Origin of the sequence: Streptomyces sp. NBC_00885, from assembly GCF_045207475.1 — a bacterium.
Lineage (GTDB): Bacteria > Actinomycetota > Actinomycetes > Streptomycetales > Streptomycetaceae > Streptomyces.
Genome location: NZ_CP108796.1, coordinates 5,403,696 through 5,426,825 on the forward strand (window position 1 = coordinate 5,403,696; position 23,130 = coordinate 5,426,825).

General features: G+C 69.7%; 22 protein-coding genes. 18 read left to right on the top strand and 4 right to left on the bottom strand.

Translation table 11 applies throughout. The annotated features are described in order from the left end of the window. Window positions 1-101: 101 nt before the first annotated feature. From OHA61_RS24630 to OHA61_RS24645, 4 genes are all read left to right on the top strand, one after another. Complete coding sequence (locus OHA61_RS24630; RefSeq protein ID WP_406307448.1) at window positions 102-881, top strand: class E sortase; 780 nt, start codon at window positions 102-104, stop codon at window positions 879-881. A 76-nt stretch (window positions 882-957) separates the two neighbouring features. Further along, a complete protein-coding gene (locus tag OHA61_RS24635; RefSeq protein WP_324978074.1) occupies window positions 958-1,278 on the top strand; it encodes a DUF6412 domain-containing protein in 321 nt (106 codons plus the stop codon). A gap of 99 nt (window positions 1,279-1,377) precedes the next feature. Then, the gene (locus OHA61_RS24640) at window positions 1,378-2,127 is read left to right on the top strand and encodes a YidC/Oxa1 family membrane protein insertase (RefSeq protein WP_406304848.1); all 750 of its coding nucleotides are present in this window, start codon (window positions 1,378-1,380) and stop codon (window positions 2,125-2,127) included. Window positions 2,128-2,252: 125 nt separating this feature from the next. Then, a complete protein-coding gene (locus OHA61_RS24645) occupies window positions 2,253-3,113 on the top strand; it encodes a fumarylacetoacetate hydrolase family protein (RefSeq protein WP_406304849.1) in 861 nt (286 codons plus the stop codon). 57 nt (window positions 3,114-3,170) lie between these two features. Here OHA61_RS24645 and OHA61_RS24650 read toward each other — a convergent pair whose 3' ends face one another. Both OHA61_RS24650 and OHA61_RS24655 read right to left on the bottom strand, forming a co-directional pair. After that, window positions 3,171-3,665, bottom strand: a complete 495-nt coding sequence (locus OHA61_RS24650) for a heme-degrading domain-containing protein (RefSeq protein WP_406304850.1) — start codon at window positions 3,663-3,665, stop codon at window positions 3,171-3,173. Continuing rightward, on the bottom strand, window positions 3,662-4,741 hold the full coding sequence (locus OHA61_RS24655; RefSeq protein ID WP_406304851.1) for a Gfo/Idh/MocA family oxidoreductase: 1,080 nt from the start codon (window positions 4,739-4,741) through the stop codon (window positions 3,662-3,664). Before OHA61_RS24655 ends, OHA61_RS24650 begins: the two co-directional genes overlap by 4 nt. A gap of 66 nt (window positions 4,742-4,807) precedes the next feature. Here OHA61_RS24655 and OHA61_RS24660 point away from each other — a divergent pair, with 66 nt between their 5' ends. From OHA61_RS24660 to OHA61_RS24725, 14 genes are all read left to right on the top strand, one after another. Beyond that, window positions 4,808-5,884, top strand: coding sequence for an ROK family protein (locus OHA61_RS24660; protein ID WP_406307450.1), 1,077 nt, complete (start codon window positions 4,808-4,810; stop codon window positions 5,882-5,884). Window positions 5,885-6,020: 136 nt separating this feature from the next. Beyond that, window positions 6,021-6,812 carry a hypothetical protein gene (locus tag OHA61_RS24665; RefSeq protein ID WP_406304852.1) on the top strand — a complete coding sequence of 264 codons (792 nt, stop codon included), beginning with the start codon at window positions 6,021-6,023 and terminating at the stop codon, window positions 6,810-6,812. Window positions 6,813-6,842: 30 nt separating this feature from the next. Then, window positions 6,843-7,607, top strand: coding sequence for a GntR family transcriptional regulator (locus tag OHA61_RS24670; protein WP_406304853.1), 765 nt, complete (start codon window positions 6,843-6,845; stop codon window positions 7,605-7,607). Window positions 7,608-7,836: 229 nt separating this feature from the next. Continuing rightward, on the top strand, window positions 7,837-8,958 hold the full coding sequence (locus OHA61_RS24675) for a TIGR03364 family FAD-dependent oxidoreductase (protein ID WP_406304854.1): 1,122 nt from the start codon (window positions 7,837-7,839) through the stop codon (window positions 8,956-8,958). Continuing rightward, the gene (locus OHA61_RS24680) at window positions 8,955-9,638 is read left to right on the top strand and encodes a phosphonatase-like hydrolase (RefSeq protein ID WP_406304855.1); all 684 of its coding nucleotides are present in this window, start codon (window positions 8,955-8,957) and stop codon (window positions 9,636-9,638) included. Before OHA61_RS24675 ends, OHA61_RS24680 begins: the two co-directional genes overlap by 4 nt. Continuing rightward, window positions 9,635-10,687, top strand: a complete 1,053-nt coding sequence (locus OHA61_RS24685) for an ABC transporter ATP-binding protein (RefSeq protein ID WP_406304856.1) — start codon at window positions 9,635-9,637, stop codon at window positions 10,685-10,687. The genes OHA61_RS24680 and OHA61_RS24685 overlap by 4 nt, the downstream gene beginning before the upstream one ends. Before the next feature lie 106 nt (window positions 10,688-10,793). After that, window positions 10,794-11,588: a 2-aminoethylphosphonate ABC transporter permease subunit gene (locus tag OHA61_RS24690; RefSeq protein WP_406304857.1), complete on the top strand. Its 795-nt coding sequence runs from the start codon at window positions 10,794-10,796 to the stop codon at window positions 11,586-11,588. Further along, window positions 11,575-12,372 (top strand): ABC transporter permease, encoded by a 798-nt coding sequence (locus OHA61_RS24695; protein WP_406304858.1) that lies wholly within the window; start codon window positions 11,575-11,577, stop codon window positions 12,370-12,372. Before OHA61_RS24690 ends, OHA61_RS24695 begins: the two co-directional genes overlap by 14 nt. A 14-nt stretch (window positions 12,373-12,386) precedes the next feature. Then, on the top strand, window positions 12,387-13,442 hold the full coding sequence (locus tag OHA61_RS24700; protein WP_406304859.1) for a 2-aminoethylphosphonate ABC transporter substrate-binding protein: 1,056 nt from the start codon (window positions 12,387-12,389) through the stop codon (window positions 13,440-13,442). Window positions 13,443-13,572: 130 nt separating this feature from the next. Further along, window positions 13,573-15,111: an alkaline phosphatase family protein gene (locus OHA61_RS24705; protein ID WP_406304860.1), complete on the top strand. Its 1,539-nt coding sequence runs from the start codon at window positions 13,573-13,575 to the stop codon at window positions 15,109-15,111. A gap of 77 nt (window positions 15,112-15,188) precedes the next feature. Next, a complete protein-coding gene (locus OHA61_RS24710) occupies window positions 15,189-15,968 on the top strand; it encodes an HAD-IIA family hydrolase (RefSeq protein ID WP_389371884.1) in 780 nt (259 codons plus the stop codon). Window positions 15,969-16,117: 149 nt separating this feature from the next. After that, window positions 16,118-16,669 (top strand): hypothetical protein, encoded by a 552-nt coding sequence (locus OHA61_RS24715; RefSeq protein WP_406304861.1) that lies wholly within the window; start codon window positions 16,118-16,120, stop codon window positions 16,667-16,669. A 1-nt stretch (window position 16,670) separates the two neighbouring features. Continuing rightward, window positions 16,671-17,339 (top strand): class F sortase, encoded by a 669-nt coding sequence (locus OHA61_RS24720; RefSeq protein ID WP_406304862.1) that lies wholly within the window; start codon window positions 16,671-16,673, stop codon window positions 17,337-17,339. A gap of 411 nt (window positions 17,340-17,750) precedes the next feature. Further along, window positions 17,751-18,758: a glycoside hydrolase family 6 protein gene (locus OHA61_RS24725; RefSeq protein ID WP_406304863.1), complete on the top strand. Its 1,008-nt coding sequence runs from the start codon at window positions 17,751-17,753 to the stop codon at window positions 18,756-18,758. A gap of 359 nt (window positions 18,759-19,117) precedes the next feature. Here the strand turns inward: OHA61_RS24725 and OHA61_RS24730 are convergent, their stop codons facing one another. Next, window positions 19,118-21,070, bottom strand: a complete 1,953-nt coding sequence (locus OHA61_RS24730; RefSeq protein ID WP_406304864.1) for a galactose oxidase-like domain-containing protein — start codon at window positions 21,068-21,070, stop codon at window positions 19,118-19,120. After that, window positions 21,067-22,989 carry a glycosyltransferase family 2 protein gene (locus OHA61_RS24735; RefSeq protein ID WP_406304865.1) on the bottom strand — a complete coding sequence of 641 codons (1,923 nt, stop codon included), beginning with the start codon at window positions 22,987-22,989 and terminating at the stop codon, window positions 21,067-21,069. Before OHA61_RS24735 ends, OHA61_RS24730 begins: the two co-directional genes overlap by 4 nt. Window positions 22,990-23,130 lie beyond the last annotated feature (141 nt).

A 23,130-nucleotide genomic window follows, 5' to 3' on the forward strand; every position in this document is an offset into this window, starting at 1 on the left:
GAAGCCCATACGACATGGCGTACGAGAGGGCTGATGAGTAGCGGCGTACGGATCTGGTGACTTCGGCGATCAGCACCTATCGTGCGCCCGTGCGGGAGCGGATGACGGTCGTCGTGCAGGGGCGCGGCTCGCGGAGGCGGGCCACGCTCGCCCGTGGGCTCTGGGCGGGTGCCGAGGTCGCCGTCACCTTCGGGGTCGTCGTACTTCTCCTCGTCGTACACCAGCTGTGGTGGACCAACCGGCAGGCCCGCGAAGGCGCCGAGCACAAGGTGCAGGCCCTGGAGCGGGAGTGGGGCAGCCCGGCAAGTGAGGAAGGGGACATATCGGGAGGGGAGGGGGAGGTCCTTCCCGAAGCCGGCGCGTCGAGCGAGCCCGAAAGCCCTCACTCCGATCCGCCGACCCCGCCGAGAACCACACCCCGCTGGGACCAGGCGTACGCCGTCCTGCGCATCCCCCGCCTCGGTGTCGTCGCCCCCGTCGCCCAGGGCATCGCCAAGCGGGGAGTCCTCGACAAGGGATACGTCGGGCACTACCCCGGAACCGCTCAGCCCGGCGAGGCCGGGAACTTCGCCGTCGCCGGGCATCGCAACACCCACGGCGAGCCCTTCCGTCACATCAACCGGCTCCGCGACGGTGACCAGATCCAGGTCGAGACGCGCCAGGGGGTCTACCTCTACGTGGTCGACGCCTCGCTGGCGCAGACCTCCCCCCGGGATACGGGAGTGATCGCCCGCATCCCGCGCAGCATCGTGAAGCCCTCCGCCGGATACAGCGAGCCCGGCTACTACCTCACCCTCACCACCTGCACGCCCGAGTTCACCTCCACCTACCGGCTCGTGGTCTGGGGGAAGCTGAAGTCCGTGCGGCCCCGCCAGAGCTAGCAGCCGTCGTGTATAACGGCTGGAGGGTTCGAGGACCGATCTGAACGATGTGAACGATTCGAGAGGAGGAGTGGGCATGGGGCAGCGTCGACTGCTGCAGTCGGTTCGGCCCGCCGCGCTCCTGTTTTTCCTCCTCGTCGAAGTCCTCCTCATCGACGGCGGCGGCCTCACCGCCGCGCTCGCGCTCGCCGCAACCGCCACGGCTGCCGCCGGTTCCGCGCTCGTCGTCTGCGCCGTCATCAGCGCGCGCTGTGCGCCCGTCGTGCCCCGCACCCGGGTCCGCACCGCTATCCGCGACCGCGAGCAGCGCACCGCATTCCTGCCCCAGCGTGATCCCGACGCGAAGGGGCGTACCAGGCCCCGAGCGCCCGGCCGTGCCCTCCTGACGGCCGCGTAGGGCAGCTCCCGTAGGGGACCCCACTCGTACCACCCTTCGCGGGCGTCATGCCGACGTATGTCCTCATCCGGCACGACGAGACCCTCGGAGGGCTCACCCATGTCCGTTTTCGCCAGCCTGGTCGCACAGCTCGCCGACCTGCTGCAGCCGCTGTTCCACGCGTCCGCCACCGCCGCCGCGATCATCCTGTTCACCGCGCTCGTACGGCTCGCCGTCCATCCCCTCTCGCGGGCGGCCGCCCGCGGGCAGAAGGCCAAGGCCAGGCTCTCGCCGCAGATCGCCGAGCTGCGCAAGAAGCACGCCAAGGACCCGGACCGTATGCAGAAGGCGTTCCTGGAGCTGCATGCCGAGGAGAAGGTCTCGCCCCTCTCCGGCTGTCTGCCGAGCCTGCTGCAGCTGCCCGCCTTCTTCCTCATGTACCACCTGTTCTCCAGCGCGCGGATCGGCGGCGAACCGAACGGCCTGCTCTCGCACACCCTCTTCGCCGCGCCCCTCGGTGACCGCTGGTCGGACGCCCTCGCGCATGGCGGGGTCTTCGGCGGGGCCGGGCTGGTGTACCTCGTACTCTTCGCGATCGTCGCCGCCGTGGCGACGTACAACTACCGGCGTACGAAGCGGCAGATGGCGGCCGCGCCCCTCGCTGCCGACCAGCAGATGCCCGGCATGGGCGCGATGAGCGCGATGACGAAGGTCATGCCGCTGCTCTCCTTCTTCACGCTGCTGACCGTGGCGTGGGTGCCGCTGGCCGCCGCGCTCTACATCGTCACCAGCACCACCTGGACCGCCGTCGAGCGGGCGTTCCTCTACCGGGACATGCCTGTCGCCGGCGCGCTTGCTACTGCCGCGTAAGGGTCCAGGTTGTGAACGGGGTCTTGCGGAGTGGTCTGCCGTCTTGGAGGATCAGCCAATCCTCAGATCCTCCCGATGGCCGCTACCCATCGTCGGGGCTCGCACTCGACCAGGGGAGATTGACCATGAAGCTGCTGCGTGTCGGTACTGCCGGTGCCGAGCGACCGGCTCTGCTCGACCAGGACGGTACGACCCTGCGCGACCTGTCCGGCCTCGTCACCGACATCGACGGCCAGCTGCTCGCCGACGCGTCCGCCCTCGCCCGGATACGGGCCGCGGCGGACGCGGGCGGGCTGCCCGTCCTTGAGTCCGACGGCCTGCGGACCGGTGCGCCGGTCGCCCGTATCGGCAAGGTCGTATGCATCGGGCTGAACTACCACGACCACGCCGCCGAGACGGGCGCGGACGTCCCGGCCGAGCCGGTCGTTTTCTTCAAGGCCGCCGACACGGTGGTCGGACCGCACGACACCGTGCTGGTGCCGCGCCGCAGCCGCAAGACCGACTGGGAGGTCGAGCTCGCGGTGGTGATCGGGCGTACGGCTCGCTACATCGAGGACGCCGAGGACCCGCTGTCGTACGTCGCCGGGTATGCGGTCGCGCACGACGTCTCGGAACGCGAGTTCCAGATCGAGCGCGGCGGCACCTGGGACAAGGGCAAGAACTGCGAGACGTTCAACCCGCTGGGCCCCTGGCTCGTGACGGCGGACGAGGTCCCCGACCCGCAGGCGCTGAGCCTGAAGCTGTGGGTCAACGGCGAGCTCAAGCAGAACGGCTCCACCGCGGACCAGATCTTCCCGGTGGCTGAGGTCGTGCGCTACGTCAGCCAGTTCATGACCTTGTACCCCGGCGACGTCATCAACACGGGGACGCCGGCGGGTGTGGCCCTTGGACAGCCGGAGCCGAAGCCGTTCCTGCGGGCGGGCGACGTGGTGGAGCTGGAGATCGACGGGCTCGGGCGGCAGCGCCAGGAGCTCAAGGACGCGTAGTCGGCATGGATAGCCCGGCGCGGGGTTCGGGACCGGTCCCGTATCCCCGCGCCGGAGTCAGTGACCGCCTCGGTGGGCGGAGATGAAGCGCTCCAGCGCCTCGACCACCATGGCGTGATCCTCGGCCTGCGGCAGGCCCGAGACCGTGACCGTACCGACGACGCCCGCGCCCTCGACGGTGATCGGGAACGAGCCGCCGTGGGCCGCGTAGAGGTTCGGGTCGAGGCGCGAGGAGTCCTCGAAGGTCGTGCCCTTGGCGCGGTGGCGGGCGCCGACGAGGAACGAGCTCTCGCCGTAGCGCTCGACGACCCGGCGCTTGCGGTCGATCCACGCGTCGTTGTCGGCGCTCGACCCCGGCAGCGCGCAGTGGAAGAGCTGCTGCGTCCCGCGGCGGATGTCGATCGCGACCGGGGCCTCGCGGAGGTGGGCCATTTCGACCAGCAGGCTGCCGAGCGCCCAGGCGTCGTCGTGGGTGAAGCGGCGCAGCGCCAGCTTGCGTTCCTGGGCCTCGATCTCCTCGACGGTGAGCGGGGCGGGGATGGGGACGGTCATAGCTTGACCTCCACGGTGATTCCTTCGCGTGCGGAGCGGCGCGCGGCCTCCAGGACGTCCAGCGCCTGAGCCGCCTCGTGGGCGGTGACCGGCGGGGGAGTGCCGTCGCGCAGGGCGACGGCGATCGCCGCGTAGTACGCGGGGTAGTCGCCCGGGGCCGACTCGACCGGGCGGCCGCCGTCGCCCGCGCCGATCCGGCCCCACAGGGACTCGGGCTCGACGCCCCACGCGTCCTTGTCCCCGGTCGGGCGGACGCCGTCGCGCAGGGCCGCCTCTTGGGGGTCGAGGCCGTACTTCACGTATCCGGCCTTCGAGCCGAGCACCCGGAAGCGGGGGCCGAGCTGTGCGGTCGTGGCGCTCATGTACAGGTGGGAGCGGACGCCGCTCGTGTGCGTGAGCGCGATGAACGTGTCGTCGTCCGTCTTGGCGCCGTGGCGGCGCACGTCCGCCTCGGCGTACACGCGCTCGACCGGGCCGAACAGGGTCAGCGCCTGGTCGACGACATGGCTGCCCAGGTCGTAGAGCAGACCACCGATCTCCTGCGGGTCGCCCGACTCACGCCAGCCGCCCTTGAGTTCGGGCCGCCAGCGCTCGAAGCGGGACTCGAAGCGCTGTACCTCGCCGAGCTCGCCGGCCGCGATCAGCTGCGTCAGGGTCAGGAAGTCGTTGTCCCAGCGGCGGTTCTGGAACACGGAGAGCAGCAGGCCGCACTCCTCGGCGAGGGCGGCGAGCTCGCGTGCCTCGGCGGCCGTGCCGGCGACCGGCTTGTCGACGACGACCGGGAGACCGGCCTTGAGGGCGGCGGTGGCGAGCGGGAAGTGCGTCTTGTTGGGGGAGGCGATCACGATCAGGTCGAGATCGTCCGTGCGGTCTCCCAGCTCGTAGGGCGAGTCCGCGAACCGCACATCGGGGAACTCGGCGCGGGCCTGCTGTCGGCGCTCCGGGTTCGAGGTGACGATCGTGTCGAGGGCGAGGCCCTCGGTGGCGGCGATCAGCGGGGCGTGGAAGACGGAGCCCGCCAGGCCGTAGCCGACGAGGCCGACGCGAAGGGGAGTGCGGGTGCCGGTACCGGTCATGCCTTCCACTTAAGCAACGGTGTTGCCAAAGTGCAAGCGCAGAGGACAATGGGATCCGTGAAGCCCATGAACCGAACCATCAACGGAGCGAATCTGCCCGCGCTGCGCAGCCACAACGCCGCCCTGGCGCTCGATCTGCTGCGTACGGCCGGAGAGCGCGGCATCAGCCGGATGGAGCTGGCCGAGCGCACCGGGCTGACACCGCAGGCGGTCAGCAAGATCACCGCGCGGCTGCGGGAGGAGGGCCTGGCGGTGGAGGCGGGCCGCCGCGCGTCCACCGGTGGCAGACCCGGCACGGTGCTCCGCCTGGTTCCTTCGGCGGGGCACGCCGTGGGCCTGCACCTGGACCGCGACGAGCTGACGGCCGTCCTGCTGGACCTGTCGGGCGCCCCGGTCGCGGTGCGCACCGCTCCTCTCGACCTCGGCGCGGGAGCCAAAGCGGTCTTGGAGCGGGTGGCGGGCGAGGTGGAGGCGCTGCCCACGGCGGGCGGGCGCGTCCTCGGGGTCGGCGCCGCCATGCCCGGGCCCCTCGATCACGCCACCGGCGTCGCCCATCGCGTCACCGGGTTTCCTCAGTGGGACGGCTTCCCGCTCCGGGATGCCCTCGCCGTCCGGCTCGGGCACGCCGTCGTACTCGACAAGGACACCAATGCCGCCGCCCTCGCGCTCGCTCTGCGGGGAGCCGGGGAGTCGTTCGCGTATCTCCACCTCGGGACCGGGCTCGGCGCCGGGCTTGTGCTCGGCGGGGCGCTGTACCGGGGTGCGCGCACCGGGGCGGGGGAGTTCGGCCATCAGGTCATTCAGCTCGACGGGCCACAGTGCGCGTGCGGCAGGCGCGGGTGCATCGAGGCGCTGTGTCTGGGAGCCGTGGGGCTGGGGGATCTCGACCGGGCCGCGGGCGTGCTGGGGACCGGTGCCGCCAATCTCGTCGAACTGCTCGACATCGACCGCGTACTGCTCGGGGGCCGGGTCGTCGCCGCGGACGCCGAACCGTTCGTGCGCGGCGTCGGCGAGCAGGTCCGCGTCCCGGTGGCGCTCGCCGAAGGGGGTGCGCACGTCGTCGCCGAAGGCGCCGCGCAGCTCGTCCTCGCCCCTCTCTTCGGCCGGGCCGAGGTCGCCGTCACCGCACCGAAAATAGGCTGATAGGGCGGATCTGCGCGGCTGATCGGCCCTGCCCGGACGTGGCGACCGGTCACCGCCGCGCGCGCGTGGAAGGGTCTGGCTGCATGACCGGGTGTCCCCCCGGGGTTCGTACGCAGCCGAGCAGCAAAGGTCCCCCATGCGACTGCGCAATGCCCTCGCCGTCGGAGTCACCGCGGCCACCATCGCGCCCGCGGTGCTCACCGGCGCGGCCGCGACGGCCGCCGCCGTGACCGCCCGTACTGCCGCCGAGACCCTCGCGGCGCCCGCCGCACCGCCGCTTCCCGGACGCCCCGACGACCAGCTGCCCACCTGTGGCACGGTCTCCGACCCCGACTTCCCGATCGACACCCGTATTCACGGCGGCCCGACCGCCCACCACCCCGGCGGTGGATTCAAGGAGTGGTCCGTGGACCTCGCCAACACCACCGGCGAGAGGTGCGGCAACATCCACCCGGTGATCGTCATCACCGCCCGCGACCCGGGACTCACGCCCGCCCGCCTCGCGCTGGAGTTCTACGACTCGGCGGCGGCCCGCTGGCGCCCCGTCACCCTGGAGACGACCGCCGAGGACGAGATCGTCGGCGCCTTCGACGACGGATTCCCCGGCTTCGTCGTCCCCGCCCACAAGTCGGTCACCGTCAAGGTCCGCCTCGCCCTGGCCTCCGACACCCCGCCCAACCAGGTCACGGTCAACGCCGCGGTCGTCCAGCGCCAGGGCGACGACGGCGACTGGGTCGGGGAGTCCGGCGACTACCGCTTCGCCGTCCTCGACGCCGACGCCCCCGGCGCGACCGACAACACCATCGACGAACTCGCCACCACCGGCACCGACACCCTCCTCCGCCACGGCGCGGCCCTCGGCGCGGTCCTGCTCGGCACCGGGATCCTCGTGCTCGCGCAGCGCCGGATGCGTGCGGGCCGCCGCTGACCGTTCAGATACGTCTGCGAACATCCCCTGGTGGACTACCCGAACGACCAGGCGCCCGGCGCCCCTGTCCGCTCCGGCATCCCGGAGCACGGACGCATCCCCAAGTACTACGCCGTCAAGGCCCGTATCTCCCTCCTGATCGAGGAGTTGGGCGAGGGAGGACTGCTGCCGACCGAGCGTGAACTCGCCGTACGGTACGAGGTCTCGCGCGAAACGGTGCGTCAGGCACTGCGCGAACTCCTGCTGGAGGGCCGGCTGCGCCGCCAGGGCCGCGGCACGGTCGTCGCGGGCGCCAAGCTGGAGCAGCCGCTCTCGCTCGCCAGCTACACCGAGGGCGTACGCCGCCAGGGACGCACCCCGGGTCGTACGCTCATCAGCCTCGACCGCTTCCCCTGCAACGACGCGCTCGCCGCCGACATCGGCGTGGCCCGCGGCGAGCCCGTATGGCACATGGAGCGAGTGCTGCTCGCCGACGACGAACGCGTCGGCCTGGAGAGTACGTACGTCTCCGTGGCCCGAGTGCCGGGCCTGGACGCCGACTTCGACCCCGATTCCTCCTTCTACGCCTATCTGCGCGAGCGGCTCGGGATCTCGTTCGGCGACGCGGACGAGCGGATCGAGACCGTGCTGGCGACACCGCGCGAGGCGCTGCTCATCGGCACGCCCCCTGCCCTGCCGATGCTGCTGATCCACCGCCTGTCGCGGGACACGGCGGGCAGGCCGCTGGAGCGGGTCCGGACCCTCTACCGCGGCGACCGCTTCAGCTTCACCGCGCATCTGGGCAATCAGAGCTGAGGGCTGAACGCGGGGGTTTCTGCCGGGGGTCCGGGGGTTGTCCCCCGGGAGATGCAGCACGGCGCATCTGGGCAATCAGAACTGAGCCGGCGCGATGTCGCAGCGCCCTCTGGACACCTCACGCTGGTAACGAGAAGGTAACGGGTCTAGGCCAAGATTGAGGGCCCGTTCACCGTCCCGTTGCCGACCGGCCCCGAACGGGACACCAACCCCGAGGAGCTTTGGCGTCGTGAGAGTCATCGTCGTAGGAGCCGGCGTGGTGGGAACCATGCACGCCTGGCACGCAGTGGAACGCGGCCACGAGGTCGTACAGATCGAGCGCGAGAGCGAGGCACGAGGCGCGAGCCTGCGCAATTTCGGCCAGATATGGGTCAGCGGCCGCGCGGGCGGCGAGGAGCTCGAAACCGCTCTGCGCGCCCGTGAGCTGTGGGAGTCCATCGGGGCGCGCGTGCCCGGGCTCGGCTTCCGGGCCATCGGCTCGCTCACTCCCGTACGCAGCGACCTGGAGCTGGCCGTCGCCGAGGCCGCCGTCGCGCGGCCCGACGCCCCGGCCCGCGGCTACAAGCTCGTCACCGCCGACGAGGCGCGCCGGATCAACCCCGCGCTGCGCGGCTCCTTCAGCGCCACCCTGTGGTGCGAGCGGGACGCGGCCGTCGAGCCCCGTCCCGCCCAACTCGCCCTGAAGGAGGCGCTACTGGCCTCCGGCCGCTACACCTACCTCGGCGGGCGCGAGGTCCGCGACGTGCTCGGTGACGGATCCGTCCGCGACGACCACGGCGACGTACACACCGGCGACGCCGTCGTCCTGTGCCCGGGCGCGGCGCTCTCCGGTCTCGTCCGCGAGCTCGTCCCCGACCTGCCCGTGCGCCGGGTGCGCCTGCAGATGATGCAGACCGACCCGCTCGGCGAGCCGCTGACCACCTCGGTCGCCGACGCCGACAGCTTCCGCTACTACCCGGCCTACGCGAGCGAGGCCCTGGACGCGCTCAATGCCGGACAGGACCAGACGCCAACCGCCGCGGCGCACAAGATGCAGCTGCTGATGGTGCAGCGCCGCGACGGCGGTCTGACCATCGGCGACACCCACGAGTACGAGCATCCCTTCGCCTTCGACACGATCGAGGACCCGTACGAGCACCTCACCGAGATCGTCGAATCCTTCCTCGGCAGGCCGCTGCCGAGGATCCGCCGCCGCTGGGCGGGGGTGTACGCGCAGTGCACCGACACCAGCCGCGTCGTGCACCGGCAGCAGGTGCGCGACGGAGTGTGGCTGGTGACAGGGCCGGGCGGGCGCGGCATGACCTGCTCGCCCGCCATCGCCGAAACGACCGCGAACGAACTGGGCTGGTGAAGAAGTTGAACGAGCTGAATCTCGTCGTACTGGACATGGCAGGCACCACCGTCGCCGACGGAGGCCTCGTCGAGCAGGCCTTCAGCGCCGCCGCCGAGCGGCTCGGCGCGGATCCCGCCACGATGATCGACTACGTCCGCGCCACGATGGGCGAGTCGAAGATCTCCGTCTTCCGTCACCTCTTCGGAGACGAGACGAAGGCGCAGGCCGCGAACGTCGCGTTCGAGGAGGCGTACGGCGCACTCGTCGACGGCGGGCGCATCGCGCCCGTTCCCGGCGCGCGGGAGGCGATTGAGCACCTGCGCGACCAGGGGCGCACGGTCGTCCTGACCACCGGCTTCGCCCGCACGACGCAGGACGCGATCCTGGCGGCGCTCGGCTGGCAGGACCTGGTCGAGCTCACCCTCTGCCCTGCCGACGCCGGCGGCCGCGGCCGCCCCTACCCCGACATGGTGCTCGCCGCCTTCCTGCGCACCGGCGCGGTGGACGGCGTACAGCAGATCGCGGTCGTGGGGGACACCTCGTACGACATGCTCAGCGGCGTACGGTCCGGCGCGGGGATCGTCGCCGGCGTGCTGACCGGCGCGCACGACACGGAGCAGCTGAAGACGCACGGCGCGACCCATGTGCTCGGATCCGTCGCCGAGTTGCCGGAGCTCCTGGCCGGGGCCGACCGATGACCAGCGGCATCCGCTTCGAGGACGTCTCGGTCGCGTACGGGAGAAATCTCGTGCTCGACTCGCTCGACCTCACCGTCGAGCCGGGCGAGGTCATGGCGCTGCTCGGGCCCTCGGGCTCGGGCAAGACCACGGCACTGCGGGCCGTCGCCGGATTCGTGCGGCTCGTCTCCGGGCGGGTGTTCATCGGCGACCGCGATGTCACCGCACTGCCGCCGCACCGGCGGGGTATCGGGATGGTCGTCCAGCAGTACGCCCTGTTCCCGCACATGCGGGTCGCGGAGAACGTGGCCTTCGGTCTCAAGGCGCAGAAGGCACCGAAGGCAGAGATACCGGCGCGGGTCGCCGATGCCCTGGAGATGACCGGGATGGCGGCGTACGCACGGCGCTATCCGCGCGAGCTCTCCGGCGGTCAGCAGCAGCGCGTCGCGATCGCGCGGGCGCTGGCGATCCGGCCCGGCGTGCTGCTCCTCGACGAGCCGCTGTCGGCACTGGACGCGCAGCTCAGGTCCGGGATGCTGGCGGAACTGGCACGGCTGCACCGGGAGTTGCCGGACGTCTCGATCCTGTACGTCACGCACGACCAGGTCGAGGCGCTGACACTCGCCGACCGGATCGCGGTGATGGACAGGGCGCGGCTGCAGGACTGCGGCACGCCGCAGGAGCTGTACCGGCGGCCGCGTACGGAGTTCACGGCGTCCTTCGTCGGCAACGCGAATCTGTTGCCGGTGACGGTCGGGGCGGGGGCGGTGTCCTTCGGTGGTGCTGAGCTGAAGGTGTCCACGGACCGCGTCCCGTCCGGCACGACCGCCACCTTGTGCGTACGCCCGCACCTCGTCGGACTCGGCGACGGGCCGAACGCGCTGCGCGGGACGATCGCTGAGGTCCAGTGGCGGGGCGCGACGCACCGGCTGTACGTGGACGTCGACGGTCACCGCGTCAAGGCGGACGTCCGTGAACTGCGGGCGACGCCTTCGCTGGGGGACGCGGTCACCGTGCACTTCGCGCCGGAGGACGCGGTGTTGCTGGCAGGCGGGGTGAGCCATGGGTAGTCCCGCTGGACGCCTGGCATTCGCTGAACGCCGTCCGGGCGTTGTGCCCACCCTCCCCCAGGGCCCTTCGGGCCTGGGAGGTGCCCCCATCGCCCTCGCGGAACGTATGCCCACAACGGTGTGGCTTCTTCCTCCAGTAGCCGTCCTGGCGCTCGTCTTCCTGTACCCGCTCGCGCTCGTCGTACAGGAGTCCCTCTCACCCGGCGCCTACTCCGACGTCTTCGGCTCCCAGGCCTTCCGCGACGCCCTGGCCACCACCGTATGGCTCGCCGTCGGTGCCACCGTCGGGTGTCTCGTCCTCGGGTTCGTCCTCGCCCTGATCATCGCCTTCGTGCCCTTCCCCGGCGGCAAGGCGGTCGCCAAGTTCATCGACGTCTTCCTCTCCTTCCCGTCCTTCCTCATCACGCTCGCGCTGCTCTTCGTCTACGGCACCGTCGGGATGGCCAACGGACTGTGGACGGACGTCACCGGGGCGGCCGAGGGCCCCTTCCACTTCCTCACCACCCCCTGGGGCGTGCTTCTCGCGGAGATCACCTACTTCACCCCCTTCGTGATGCGCCCCCTCCTGGCCGCCTTCTCGCAGCTCGACACCGCCCAGCTGGAGGTCGCCTCATCCCTCGGGGCGCGGCCCGCGCGGATCGTGCGGCGGGTGATCCTGCCCGAGGCGCTGCCCGCGCTCGCCGCCGGCGGGTCTCTCGTACTCGTCATGTGCCTCAACGAGTTCGGCATCGTCCTGTTCACCGGGGCCAAGGGAGTTACGACCCTGCCGATGCTCGTCTACGGCAAGGCGATCCTCGAGTCCGACTATCCGGCCGCTTGCGTCGTCGCCGTCGTCAACATCGCGATCTCCGTGGGTCTTTACAGCCTCTACCGAATGGTCAGCCGCCGTGTTGGTGCATAGCCGCAAGGGGAAATGGGCCGCCTGGGCGATCTTCCTCGTCCTGTTCCTGCCGCTCTTCGCGCTGCCGCTGCTCGTCATCGTCGCCGCGTCCTTCTCGACGCACTGGTCCGGCGCCTTCCCCTCCGGGCCGACGACCGAGCACTACAGCGCTGCCGTACGCGGTGAATCCCTCCAGGCACTCACTACCAGCCTGGTCACCGCCGTCACGGCCAGCCTGCTCGCCCTCACCGTCGGCAGCTGGGCCGCCATCGCGGCCGCCGGGCTGGGCAAACGCGGGCGGCGCGTACTCGACGCGCTGTTCGTGCTGCCCGTCGCCGTCCCCTCCGTCGTCTTCGGCCTGGCGATCCTCGTCGCCTTCTCCAAGCCGCCGATGCTGCTCAACGGCACCCGCTGGATCGTGATCCTGGCGCACACCGTGCTTGTCACGGCGTTTGCCTACCAGTCGGTCGCCGCCGCCATCATCCGTCTCGACCCGATGTACGAGCAGGCGGCGGCGAGCCTCGGCGCCCGCCCCTCGTACGTCCTGTTCCGGGTGAAACTCCCACTCCTGCTGCCGTCGCTCACCGCGGCCGCAGGGCTCTGCTTCGCCCTGTCCATGGGGGAGCTGAGCGCCACGATGATGCTCTACCCGCCCGACTGGGTGCCATTGCCGGTGCTCATCTTCACCGCCACCGACCGCGGGTCCCTGTTCACCGGATCGGCTCTCGCGGTCGTCCTGATGGGCACGACGCTCCTTGTCCTGCTCGCGGTCTCCCGTATCCGCACCAAAGCCTCTTACCGCTAGGAGAAGCACACGCCATGCACAGCCACATCAAGCCGATCGCCGCCGTCGTCGGCAGCCTCGCACTCGCCGCCTCCCTCACCGCCTGTGGCGGCTCGGCCGCCGCCGAAGAGAAGGTCGTCACCGTCTACAGCGCCGACGGCCTCAAGGGCGAGAAGGGCGACGGCTGGTACGACCAGGTCTTCAAGGACTTCGAGAAGGAGACCGGCATCAAGGTCAAGTACGTGGAGGGCGGCTCGGGCGAGATGGTGCAGCGCGCCGCCCGCGAGAAGTCCAACACCCAGGCCGATGTCATCGTGACTCTTCCGCCCTTCATCCAGCAGGCCGACTCCAAGGGGCTGCTCCAGGCGTACGACCCCAAGGGCGCCGACAAGGTCAACGGCGCCGACAAGTCCGGTGACGGCAAGTGGACTTCGGTCGTCAACAACTACTTCGGCTTCATCTACAACAAGAAGGAGCTGACGCAGGCGCCCACCACCTGGGAGCAGCTCCTCGACGGCAAGTACAAGGACAAGCTGCAGTACTCCACGCCCGGCGTCGCGGGCGACGGCACCGCCGTTCTCATCAAGGCCATGCACGACTTCGGCGGCAAGGAGCCGGCGAACGCGTACCTGAACAAGCTCCAGGCCAACAACGTCGGCCCGTCCTCCTCCACCTCCAAGCTCGCGCCCAAGGTCGACAAGGGCGAGATCCTCGTCGCCAACGGCGATGTGCAGATGAACTTCGCGCAGTCCAAGTCCATGCCGAACCTCGCGATCTGGTTCCCGGCGAAGGAGGGCGGCAAGCCCACCACCTTCGCGCTTCCCTACGCGGCGGGTCTGGTCAACAAGGCCCCGCACAGCGAGAACGGCAAGAAGCTCCTCGACTTCATGCTGACCGAGAAGGCGCAGAAGCAGGTCAGCGCGATCGGCGGCGGGTTCTCGGCCCGCGGCGATGTCAAGGCCACCGACGCCAACGCCATCGACCTCGTCAAGCTGCTCGAGGGCGTCGAGGTCTTCGAGCCGGACTGGAAGGACATCGACAAGAACCTCCAGTCCTATGTGGACGCGTGGAAGTCCGCGACCGGCAGCTAAGAGTTCACCGGAAACCTTCTGTTGCGGGACTGATTGTCGCGGAACGATAACGGGTACGGACCAACGCCCCCGGGAAACCGGGGGCGCTGCTCTGCCCGTAGACAACCTCAGCCCTCTGACGGAGGAACAGATGCCGCTCAACGGCATATCCAGGCGCTCCGTACTCGCCGCCGGCGCCGCCACCGCCGCGGTCGCCGCCGCCGGCACCCTCGCCACCCCCGCTCAGGCCGCCCAGGCCGCACCGACCCTCCCGAACGGCACCAGCAAGGACAAGGTGCTCTTCGTCGGCATGGACGGACTGCGCTACGACAGGATCGATGCGGCCAAGGCCCCGACCCTCAAGTCCCTGATGGCGAACGGGACATACGGCATGTCGCTGCTGTACGCCAACCCCATGGCGCAGACCTCGTCCGGACCCGGCTGGTCGACCATCTCCACCGGTGTCTGGCCCGACAAGCACGGCGTGAAGGACAACACCTTCATCGGCAAGAACTACGCCAAGTACCCCGGATTTCTGGCCCGGTTGAACCAGATCAGGCCCGAGCTGTCCCTCTTCGCCGCCGTCGACTGGCCCGAGCTCGACACCCATGGCACCGTCACCCCCGGCGCCGACGCCAAGCTCGTGTTCAACAACAACTACGCGGTGAACGACAAGGTCATCACCGATCAGACCGAGGACATCCTCCGCAACCAGAACCCGGACATCCTGTTCGTCTACTTCGGCGAGACCGACGAGATGGGCCACAGCTACGGCGCCGCGAGCCAGAAGTACCTCGACGCCATCGCCGTCCAGGACGCCTATCTCGGCCGGCTGCTGGCAGCGATCCAGGCCCGCCCCTCGTACGCCACCGAGCGCTGGACCGTCATCGTCGCCACCGACCACGGGCATGTCGACTCAGGCGGCCACGGCGGCAGCTCCATCGAGGAACGGCGTACGTTCGTGCTCGCCCAGGGCCCCGGCATCGCCGCCGGCGCCCGGCCCGCGGACACCCGGCTCGTCGATGTCGCCGCCACCGTCTTCAAGCAGCTCGGAATCACCCCCGACCCTGCCTGGGGCCTGGACGGCAAGCCCATCCAGGAACGCTCGACCGACCCCTTCGACACGCTGCAGTCCCAGCTGGGCCAGCGCGTCGACGAGACCGGAATCCCGGCCGGAGTGCTCGGCTTCACGCACACCGCGCCCAGCGGCTGGTCCGTGATCAACAGCGCGATGGGCACCGGCGGGGTGACCGAGTGGCGCGGCTGGGCCTTCGCCACCAACGAGTTCTGGTCCCGGGCCCAGCGGGACCAGTGGCGTGAGCTCAACGTCCGCTCGCGCGGCGTCTTCGCGGTCGCCGACTCCGACGAGTGGGACGACAGGACGAACTCGGGCGGCTACGACTCCACGCTCGTGACCCCGGCGTACAGCGTGAGCGGCAGGACGAAGGTGACGCTGGACTTCACCACCTTCTACCGCCAGGAGGGCAGCCAGACCGCCCAGGTCCTGGCCTCCTTCAACGGCGGCACGCCCACGGTGGTCAAGAGCTACACGGCCGATGTGGTCTCCCAGCCGCAGTCGCTGACCGTGAACGTCCCCTCCGGGGCCTCCAGCGTCAGCTTCCGTTTCCGCTACACCGGTTCCAACAACTGGTACTGGGTGATCGACGGGGTCAGGGTCTCGGCTTCCTGATTAGGCTGGGGGCGCCGCCACACCGTCGTCGCGGCGTCCCCAGCAGTTGAGTTTCTGCACGGCAGGAGTCCGCCCGCATGGCAGAGCGCAAGCCGATCGAATCCTGGCTCACCGACATGGACGGTGTCCTCATCCACGAGGGCGTGCCGATCCCCGGCGCCGACGCCTTCATCAAGAAGCTGCGGGAGACCGGGAAGCCCTTCCTGGTCCTGACGAACAACTCCATTTACACCGCGCGCGACCTGCATGCCCGGCTCTCCCGGATGGGCCTGGACGTGCCCGTCGAGAACATCTGGACCTCGGCGCTGGCCACCGCGCGGTTCCTGGACGACCAGCGCCCGGGCGGCACGGCATACGTCATCGGCGAGGCGGGTCTGACCACCGCGCTGCACGACATCGGCTATGTCCTCACCGACCACGATCCCGACTACGTGGTACTGGGCGAAACCCGTACATACAGCTTCGAGGCCCTCACCAAGGCGATCCGGCTGATCAACGCCGGGGCCCGGTTCATCGGCACCAACCCCGACGAGACCGGCCCCTCCGCCGAGGGCCCGCTGCCCGCCACCGGCTCGGTCGCCGCGCTGATCACCAAGGCGACCGGCAAGGAGCCGTACTTCGCGGGCAAGCCGAACCCGTTGATGATGCGGACCGGGCTCAACGCCATCGGTGCGCACTCCGAGACCAGCGCCATGATCGGCGACCGGATGGACACGGATGTGCTGGCCGGTCTCGAGGCGGGCATGGAGACCTTCCTGGTGCTGACCGGGCTGACCAGCCCCGAGGGCATCGACAAATTCCCGTTTCGGCCCTCCAAGGTCGTCGACTCGATCGCCGATCTCGTCGACCGGATCTGACGTCGGTCTCTCCGGCGCCCACCGGGTGTGCGCCGAACGGGTCTGATGCATTTGGGCACGTCAGGGGGCTCAAATGGACCACCGGGCCGCTCTTGCGGATGCGAAAACGCCCCAGACGCGTGAATCTTTTCCGTATCAGGAGGTTCACGATGCGTTCATGCTTGATAGCTCTCCGTGCCGCAGGGGCGGCCACGGTCCTGGTCCTGGCGCCCGCCGCCACCGCCGCACACGCCGACGACTCCGTACAGGTCGCGGTCGCCCCGGCCGCCGTCGTCCCGGGAGGTGCGGTGGCGATCAGCGTCTCGGGCTGCGAGGGAACGACGGCCACCGTCACGTCCCAGGCCTTCGCCGCGGATGTGGAGCTCTCCACCAGGCAGGGCTCCCAGTTCTCCGGACAGACGACCGTGAAAGCCGGCGTGAGCTTTGCCGCGTACGAGGTCAGCGTCGTCTGCGACGGCCATCGCCACCCGGCGAGGGGCCAGATCAAGGTCGTCCAGGCGCCGACGGATCAGCACACCCCTGTCGCACCGGTCCGCGCGGGCGGTGGCGGCGCGGCCCACCTCGCCGTGGCCACGACGGACCGCGTCGAGGGCACGGGCCCTGGCACCCCGCACGCCGTGATCGGTCTCGTCCTCGCGGGTGTGGCGGCCATCGCCGTGGCCTTCCGCAGCTCACGGCGCCGCCGGACGGAATCGGACTGACATGTCCTCCGCCGAACGCTCGGCGGGGAACGGTCGGCTGCTCACCGGAGTGGCCTGGGCGGTACTCCTGCTCGGGCTGTGGCTCTGGGGCAAAGGGTTCACCGGCGGCTTCGGCGGCACCTCCGCGCCGACCACGGGCGACGTGGCGGCGGTCGGACGGCCGCTCGGGGTGCCCCTGCCGCCCGCCCTCGATCCGCTGAGCCCCGCCAGGCCCGACCGGGTGGAAATACCGTCGATAGGCGTCGCCGCCCCCGTTGTCCCGCGCGGTCTGGACCCCGCCGGCGCGGTCGATCCTCCGCCGTACGCCATGCAGAACACCGTCGGCTGGTACGGCAGCGGCACGCAGCCGGGCGCGTCCGGCGCGGCGCTGCTCGTGGGCCATGTCGACACGGAGACAAAACCGGCCGTCTTCTACGGGCTGAGCTCCGCCCGTCCCGGCGAGAAGGTCCGGGTGAGCAGGGCAGACGGCTCGGTCGTGGAGTTCACCATCGACGACATCCAGGTCTTCGGCCGCGACCGCTTCGATCCGAGGAAGGTCTACGGGCCGCGCGAGGACGGGCGGGCGGAGCTGCGGCTGATCACCTGCGGCGGAACGTTCGACCGCGCGACAGGCACGTACAACGCGAATGTGGTCGTCTCCGCGTATCTGACCGCGGTGGTGAAGGATTGAGGTCCTGTCCGGCGAAGCGGTCGACAGGGTCCAACCTGGCTCGACCGACGACATGCTCCCCCCAGGGCCGTCGGCCGAGCCGGTCCTCGACCGCGGGCGCCCGGGCTGCGGGAGAAGCCCGGCACCGGCACGGGAGGTTCTGGTTGGTCCGGTCGCGCTCAAGGTCAGGGGCCGGGGCCGTTGCCCGACACTCTAGAGCGGTCGGTGGACCGGGCCTAGGGGCTGGATGACACCATGTCGTGAACTCGTCGCCCTCAGTGGCTATTTCCTGGCTGTCGCCCGGTGAGCACACCGCGACGAGGTACGGGCTCGTGGCTCTCACCCGGCGTGTGTCAGGATGGATTCGACCTGTCTTGTCCGGTGGGAAGCCCGGGCGTGCGGTCACCTGCAAGTGCAGCCAAGGGGGAGTGGATGTACGGGAGTTCCACCGGGCGTGCCCGCCTGTGCGGGGCCGCGGCGGCGGGGGCGGCGGTGCTGCTCTTGCTCGCAGGCTGTTCCTCCGGCGACGGCGAGGACAACAAACCGGCGGTGAGCCAGCAGCCCAAGGCGAACGATCCCTACTGGGTCAATCCCGACGGGAAGGCCGCGCGGCAGGTTGCCGCGTACCGCAAGGACGGCGACGACAAGAACGCCGAACTGATCAGGACGATCGCCGAGCAGCCCGTCGGCGAATGGATCGGCCCGGACAAGCCGGAGGCCGAGGCCAAGGGCTTCACCGAGGCGGCCGCGAAGGCCGACCGGGACGCACTGCTCGTCCTCTACAACATCCCGCACCGCGACTGCGGACAGTTCTCCAAGGGCGGCGCGGCCGACGGCAACGCCTACCGGGAGTGGGTCGACAAGGTCGCGGCAGGGATCGGCGACCGCCGGGCCACGGTGATCCTGGAGCCGGACGCGGTACTGCACCTCGTGGACACATGCACGCCGCAGGAGTTCCACGAAGAGCGGTTCGACCTGCTCAAGGGTGCCGTCGAGCGGCTGAAGCAGCAGCCGAACACGAAGGTGTACCTGGACGCGGGCAACGCGGGCTGGTCGCAGCCGGACGCGCTGTTCGACCCGCTGCGGCGGGCCGGGATCGACAAGGCCGACGGCTTCTCCGTCAACGTCTCCAACTTCTATCCGACCGCGGCGAGCAAGGAGTTCGGCCGCAAGCTGTCAGCGAAGGTCGGCGGCAAGCACTTCGTGATCGACACCAGCCGCAACGGCAACGGCCCGTACACCGCGGGCAAGGACCCGTGGTGCAACCCGCCGGGCCGCGCGCTGGGCGAGAAGCCGACGACACAGACGGGCGACGCGCTGGTCGACGCGTATCTGTGGGTCAAGCGGCCGGGGGAGTCGGACGGGGAGTGCAGGGGTGGGCCGCGGGCGGGGGAGTGGTGGGCGGAGTACGCGCTGGGGTTGGCGCGGGCGTCGAAGTAGGCGGTGCGGTGGGGGGTGCGCCTGCGGCGGGCTTGTTCCCCACCCCGCCGCTTCCCGAAAACTGGGGGCAAGCCCCCAGCCCCCCGACGGGGCTCCGCCCCGGACCCCTTGCGGGGGCGCTGCCCCCGGACCCCCGCGCCTCAAACGCCGGCGGGGCTGGATTGTGCGGCAGGGCCGCACATTCAGCCTGTCCGGCGTTTGAGGACACGCCCGAAGGGCGTATGGGGGCTTGGGGGCGGAGCCCCCGGTTCGCGCCGCGAAGCGGGCGCAGGGGTCTGGGGGCTTGCCCCCAGTTCGGGATGGGGGTACCTCCTACGGCCGCCAGGCCGTAGGGGGAGGGCGGGTAGGGGAAACACCCCCTACGGGACCTCCACCCACACACCCTCCGACGGCGTCCCCTTCTCGTCCGTCACGAACAGCATGTACCAGCCCGACGGCACCAGCGCCCGATTCGCCGGCACCGTCACCTCGATCCCGTCCGCCGTCTTCTTCACGTCCAGCGCGATCGACCGCTGGTCCGTGTCCGTGACATGCGTGACCGCGCTCGGCCGGATCAGCTTCGCCGTCTTGACGGACGCCGCGTCCTTGACCTTGAACGTCCCCGTGTCCCCGCGCGCGATGGACTTCGGCCCGCCGCTGATGACCGGCTTGGAGTCCCGGTAGAGATACGGCGGCGTGTAGATCTCGATGCGCTGCTCGAAGACGCCCGGCTTCGTGTTCGCCTTGTCCGCGAACAGCGAGTCCGAGCCGAAGATCATGACGCGCCCGTCGGGGAGCAGCACCGAACCCGAGTGGTAGTTGCGCCCCACCGCGGGGTCTGCGACCCGCTTGTACGTCCCGGTCTTCGGGTCGTACGTGCGCGCCTGGAGCACGTTCGAGCCGCCGCGCCCCCGGTAGTCCGAGGAGCCTCCGGTGACCAGGATCGAATCGTCCGGCAGCAGCGAGGCGCTCGGATAGCGCGTGCCCTTCTCCAGTGAAGCGCCGTCCTTGAAGCGGGGGTTGTTCTCCTTGAGGTCGACCAGGCGGGACTTCTCGCTCGCCTTCTCGGACTCGCCGACCCCGCCGCCGCCGATGACCATGAACCTCTGGTCCTGGGCGGGCGGCAGCATGACCGTGGCGGAGGTCTCCATCTTGTCCGGGTCGCTCAGCCCGGGGACCTTGACGAACTTGTTCGTCTTCAGGTCCCAGACGCCCGGCGCGCGGCCGACGTCGGCCGGTCCGTACCCGGCGTTGGAGCCGGAGTAGAAGAGCTTGCCGTTGTCCATCAGGAAGATCGCCGGGTAGGTGGGGAACTTCCTGATGATCCCGGTGTACTGCCACTTCTTGGTCTTCGGGTCGTAGACCTCGTCCTTGCCGGGGACGATCTGCCCGATCTCGTCGAGGCCGGAGAGCGCGAGGACCTTGCCGTCCTTGAGCGTGGTCAGCGTGGGGTACCAGCGGGCCTCGTTCATCGGGTCGACGGTGATGTACTTCTCCGCCACCGGGTCGAACTCGTAGGCCTCCTTGATGCCCTGGAAGTCCTTCTTGTCGAGGGCGAGCTTCTGCGCGATGCCGTAGATGTTGCGGGCGTCGGAGCCCTTGAGGCCCTGCACGCGGTAGTTGTCCTCGGTGCCGGTCTCGTAGTCCTTCCCGGACTCCTCGGCCTCCACGTAGATACGGCCGAGGCCCGGCTCGGTCCGCAGGAACCTGCCCGTCGCCGGGTCGAAGACCTTCTTCGCCTTCTCCACCAGGACGGGGTCCTTGGAGACGAAGGTCTTGCCGTTCTTCTTGCCGGTGAACTTGGTGCCCGCGGGCAGGGTCTTGGGCTCGTCCGGGTCCTCGTTGTGCACGACCATCAGGCCGCCGGCCTTGGTGGTGTCACCCTTGAGCTTCTCGTACCGCTTGGTGCCGCCCGCGATCAGGAGCTTGCCGTCGGGCAGTTGGGTGTGCCCGGCGCAGAACATGTCCTTGGGGGTGGGGATCTTCTTGAACTCATTGGTCTTCGGATCCCACAGGACCGACTCGAACTTCTTCGCGTCGAAGTTCTTCTGGTTGTTGCCCGATCCGGCGACGAGCAGCACCTTGCCGGTGTGCAGCAGCGCCGCGTGGATGGAGTTGATGCGGTACTCGGCGGGGACGTCCAGAAAGTCCCAGTGACCGTTCTCAGCCTTGTACTCGGGCTTGTTGATCTTGTAGTCGTGGTACTGGTCCGAGCCGAAGCGCCACAGCGCCGGCCCGTTGAAGCCGGCCACCGCGACGATCACCGCGGCGCCGATCGCTATCCGGCGGGCCCGGTTCTTGCGGTGGTTCGGCCGGACGGGCAGCGTGCTCATTTCTTACGTCCCCCAAGGGCGATCTGCATGGTCTGTTCTGCGGCGGAGCCCGGCCGCTGCTGCGGCACATGACCCTCGGGCCGGTCGGCGGGCGGCCGACCGCCGCCGTGGCGCCGTGTGCGCTTCTTCTTCTCGGCGCGGATGCCGTGGCGCCAGGCGAAGATCGGCGCCGCGGTGATCAGCAGGGCCAGCGTCGCCCACGTGATCATCGCCGGATGGTCGTGCCCGAAGTAGAAGGAGGAGCCCAGCGATCCGCCGAAGACGAGGATGAAGAAGAGATGGATCCGGAAGGTGCCGAAGAGGGTGTCCGGGCTGGACGAGTCGCCCTTGGGGGTCACGACGAACTTGCTCTTGCGGCGCAGTACGGCGTCCATCAGCGAGCGTGCGTAGATCGGTGCGGAGAGCGCGGACATGACCATGCCCGCGAGTCCGCCGGAGCCCTCGGGCTCGTGCGGCGAGACATTGTGGCGGCGGTTCCAGATGTAGAGGCCGATCTGGAGCGCCGAGGCATTGCCGTACAGCATCATCCAGATCGCGGGGTCGATCTGCACACCCGAGGCGCCCATGCCCAGGAACAGCGCACAGCTCAGCGCCGCCAGGATCCAGTTGAGGGCGGACATCGGGTAGAAGATGATCATCATCGTGTAGTTGAAGAGCTTGCCCGGCGGCAGGGAGTAGAAGCCCTTCCAGTACTGCTTCATGATCGTTTCGTATGTGCCCCGCGACCAGCGCAGCTGCTGGGTGAAGAAGTCGGTCCAGGCCGTGGGCCCCTCGCCGACGGCCAGCACGTCCGGGGTGTAGACCGAGCGCCACCTGTTGCCGGTGTCCGGGTTCTTGGCGCGGTGCATCTCGAAGCCGGTGGCCATGTCCTCGGTGATCGAGTCGTACAGGCCTCCGATCTGCTTGAGAGCCTTGATGCGGACGGCGTTGGAGGTGCCGACGAACATCGGGGCGCCGTAGCGGTTGCCCGCGCGCTGGATCAGGGCGTGGAAGAGGAACTGCTGGGACTCGGCGGCCTTGGTGACGAACGTGTCGTAATTGCCGTAGACCTGCGGGCCGATGACGAAGCCGACGTCCGGGTCGCGGAAGTAACCGAGCATCCGCTCCAGATAGTTGGGCAGCGGGATGTGGTCGGTGTCGACGGAGGCGAAGTAGTCGTAGTTGCCGCCGTGCGCCTCGAGCCAGGCGTTGTAGTTGCCGTGCTTGGTCTTGGCGCGGTGGGCGCCCTTGGTCTGGTTCCACTTCGCAATGCCCTTGCGGGAGAAGTGGTGGACGCCGAGGCGCGCGCACACCTCCTTGACGGCGGGGTCGTCGCCCTCGTCGAGGAGCCAGACGTGCATCAGCCCGCGGTGGCGGATCCTGACGGCCGCCTCCAGGGTCTTCGTCACCATCTCCAGGGGCTCCTTGCCCGGTACGAAGGAGGTGAGGAAGGCGACCTTGGTGCCGGACTCGGGCACCACGGGGACGGGGTCACGCGCCACCAGCGTCGCGTGCGCGTTGGACAGGACGTTCATCGTGCGGAAGAGCTCGATCAGACCGATCGAGACGAGCATGACGATGTCGAGGATGAGCAGCGTGTCGTTCTTCAGGTTCGGATCGCGCTCGGTCCAGTGCTGTGGCTGCATCAGCCAGGCGAACAGGCCCAGCGACACCAGCGGCGCTGCTCCCAGCAGCAGGGCGGCCCGTATGCGGTGCGGCTCCTGCGAAAGGAGGGAACGGTACTGCACCGTGTACGGCTTGGTGGGATCGGGCTGGGTGAGGGGGCCGGCGAGACGGCTGTAGTGCTCGTAGTCGTACCGCGGAAGCGCCTTCTTCGGGCGCAGCCGGTGCCCTCCGGTGCGCAGATGGGCGGGTACCCGGAGCTGAGTCGTCAGGGAAGGGTCGTTGTGCTGCCCGGCGCCGTTCGGCGTCGACGTCATGAGTCATCCCCCCGCACGCATGCTGGCTGCGTGTGATGTGGTCGGTTCTTAAGTCCTGACCCCGGTCCCCCTCGACCAGTTGCCCTGGACACATCAGTGGCGGGCCACCGTCCCTACAGACACGAAACAGTCACTCGCCGG

What these genes read in the sequence shown, in the direction of transcription:
- OHA61_RS24630 (WP_406307448.1), top strand. Translation starts at nt 102, where the DNA reads ATGACGGTCGTCGTGCAGGGGCGCGGCTCGCGGAGGCGGGCCACGCTC.
- OHA61_RS24635 (WP_324978074.1), top strand. Translation starts at nt 958, where the DNA reads ATGGGGCAGCGTCGACTGCTGCAGTCGGTTCGGCCCGCCGCGCTCCTG.
- OHA61_RS24640 (WP_406304848.1), top strand. Translation starts at nt 1,378, where the DNA reads ATGTCCGTTTTCGCCAGCCTGGTCGCACAGCTCGCCGACCTGCTGCAG.
- OHA61_RS24645 (WP_406304849.1), top strand. Translation starts at nt 2,253, where the DNA reads ATGAAGCTGCTGCGTGTCGGTACTGCCGGTGCCGAGCGACCGGCTCTG.
- OHA61_RS24650 (WP_406304850.1), bottom strand. Translation starts at nt 3,665, where the DNA reads ATGACCGTCCCCATCCCCGCCCCGCTCACCGTCGAGGAGATCGAGGCC.
- OHA61_RS24655 (WP_406304851.1), bottom strand. Translation starts at nt 4,741, where the DNA reads ATGACCGGTACCGGCACCCGCACTCCCCTTCGCGTCGGCCTCGTCGGC.
- OHA61_RS24660 (WP_406307450.1), top strand. Translation starts at nt 4,808, where the DNA reads ATGAACCGAACCATCAACGGAGCGAATCTGCCCGCGCTGCGCAGCCAC.
- OHA61_RS24665 (WP_406304852.1), top strand. Translation starts at nt 6,021, where the DNA reads ATGCGACTGCGCAATGCCCTCGCCGTCGGAGTCACCGCGGCCACCATC.
- OHA61_RS24685 (WP_406304856.1), top strand. Translation starts at nt 9,635, where the DNA reads ATGACCAGCGGCATCCGCTTCGAGGACGTCTCGGTCGCGTACGGGAGA.
- OHA61_RS24690 (WP_406304857.1), top strand. Translation starts at nt 10,794, where the DNA reads ATGCCCACAACGGTGTGGCTTCTTCCTCCAGTAGCCGTCCTGGCGCTC.
- OHA61_RS24700 (WP_406304859.1), top strand. Translation starts at nt 12,387, where the DNA reads ATGCACAGCCACATCAAGCCGATCGCCGCCGTCGTCGGCAGCCTCGCA.
- OHA61_RS24705 (WP_406304860.1), top strand. Translation starts at nt 13,573, where the DNA reads ATGCCGCTCAACGGCATATCCAGGCGCTCCGTACTCGCCGCCGGCGCC.
- OHA61_RS24710 (WP_389371884.1), top strand. Translation starts at nt 15,189, where the DNA reads ATGGCAGAGCGCAAGCCGATCGAATCCTGGCTCACCGACATGGACGGT.
- OHA61_RS24715 (WP_406304861.1), top strand. Translation starts at nt 16,118, where the DNA reads ATGCGTTCATGCTTGATAGCTCTCCGTGCCGCAGGGGCGGCCACGGTC.
- OHA61_RS24720 (WP_406304862.1), top strand. Translation starts at nt 16,671, where the DNA reads ATGTCCTCCGCCGAACGCTCGGCGGGGAACGGTCGGCTGCTCACCGGA.
- OHA61_RS24725 (WP_406304863.1), top strand. Translation starts at nt 17,751, where the DNA reads ATGTACGGGAGTTCCACCGGGCGTGCCCGCCTGTGCGGGGCCGCGGCG.
- OHA61_RS24730 (WP_406304864.1), bottom strand. Translation starts at nt 21,070, where the DNA reads ATGAGCACGCTGCCCGTCCGGCCGAACCACCGCAAGAACCGGGCCCGC.
- OHA61_RS24735 (WP_406304865.1), bottom strand. Translation starts at nt 22,989, where the DNA reads ATGACGTCGACGCCGAACGGCGCCGGGCAGCACAACGACCCTTCCCTG.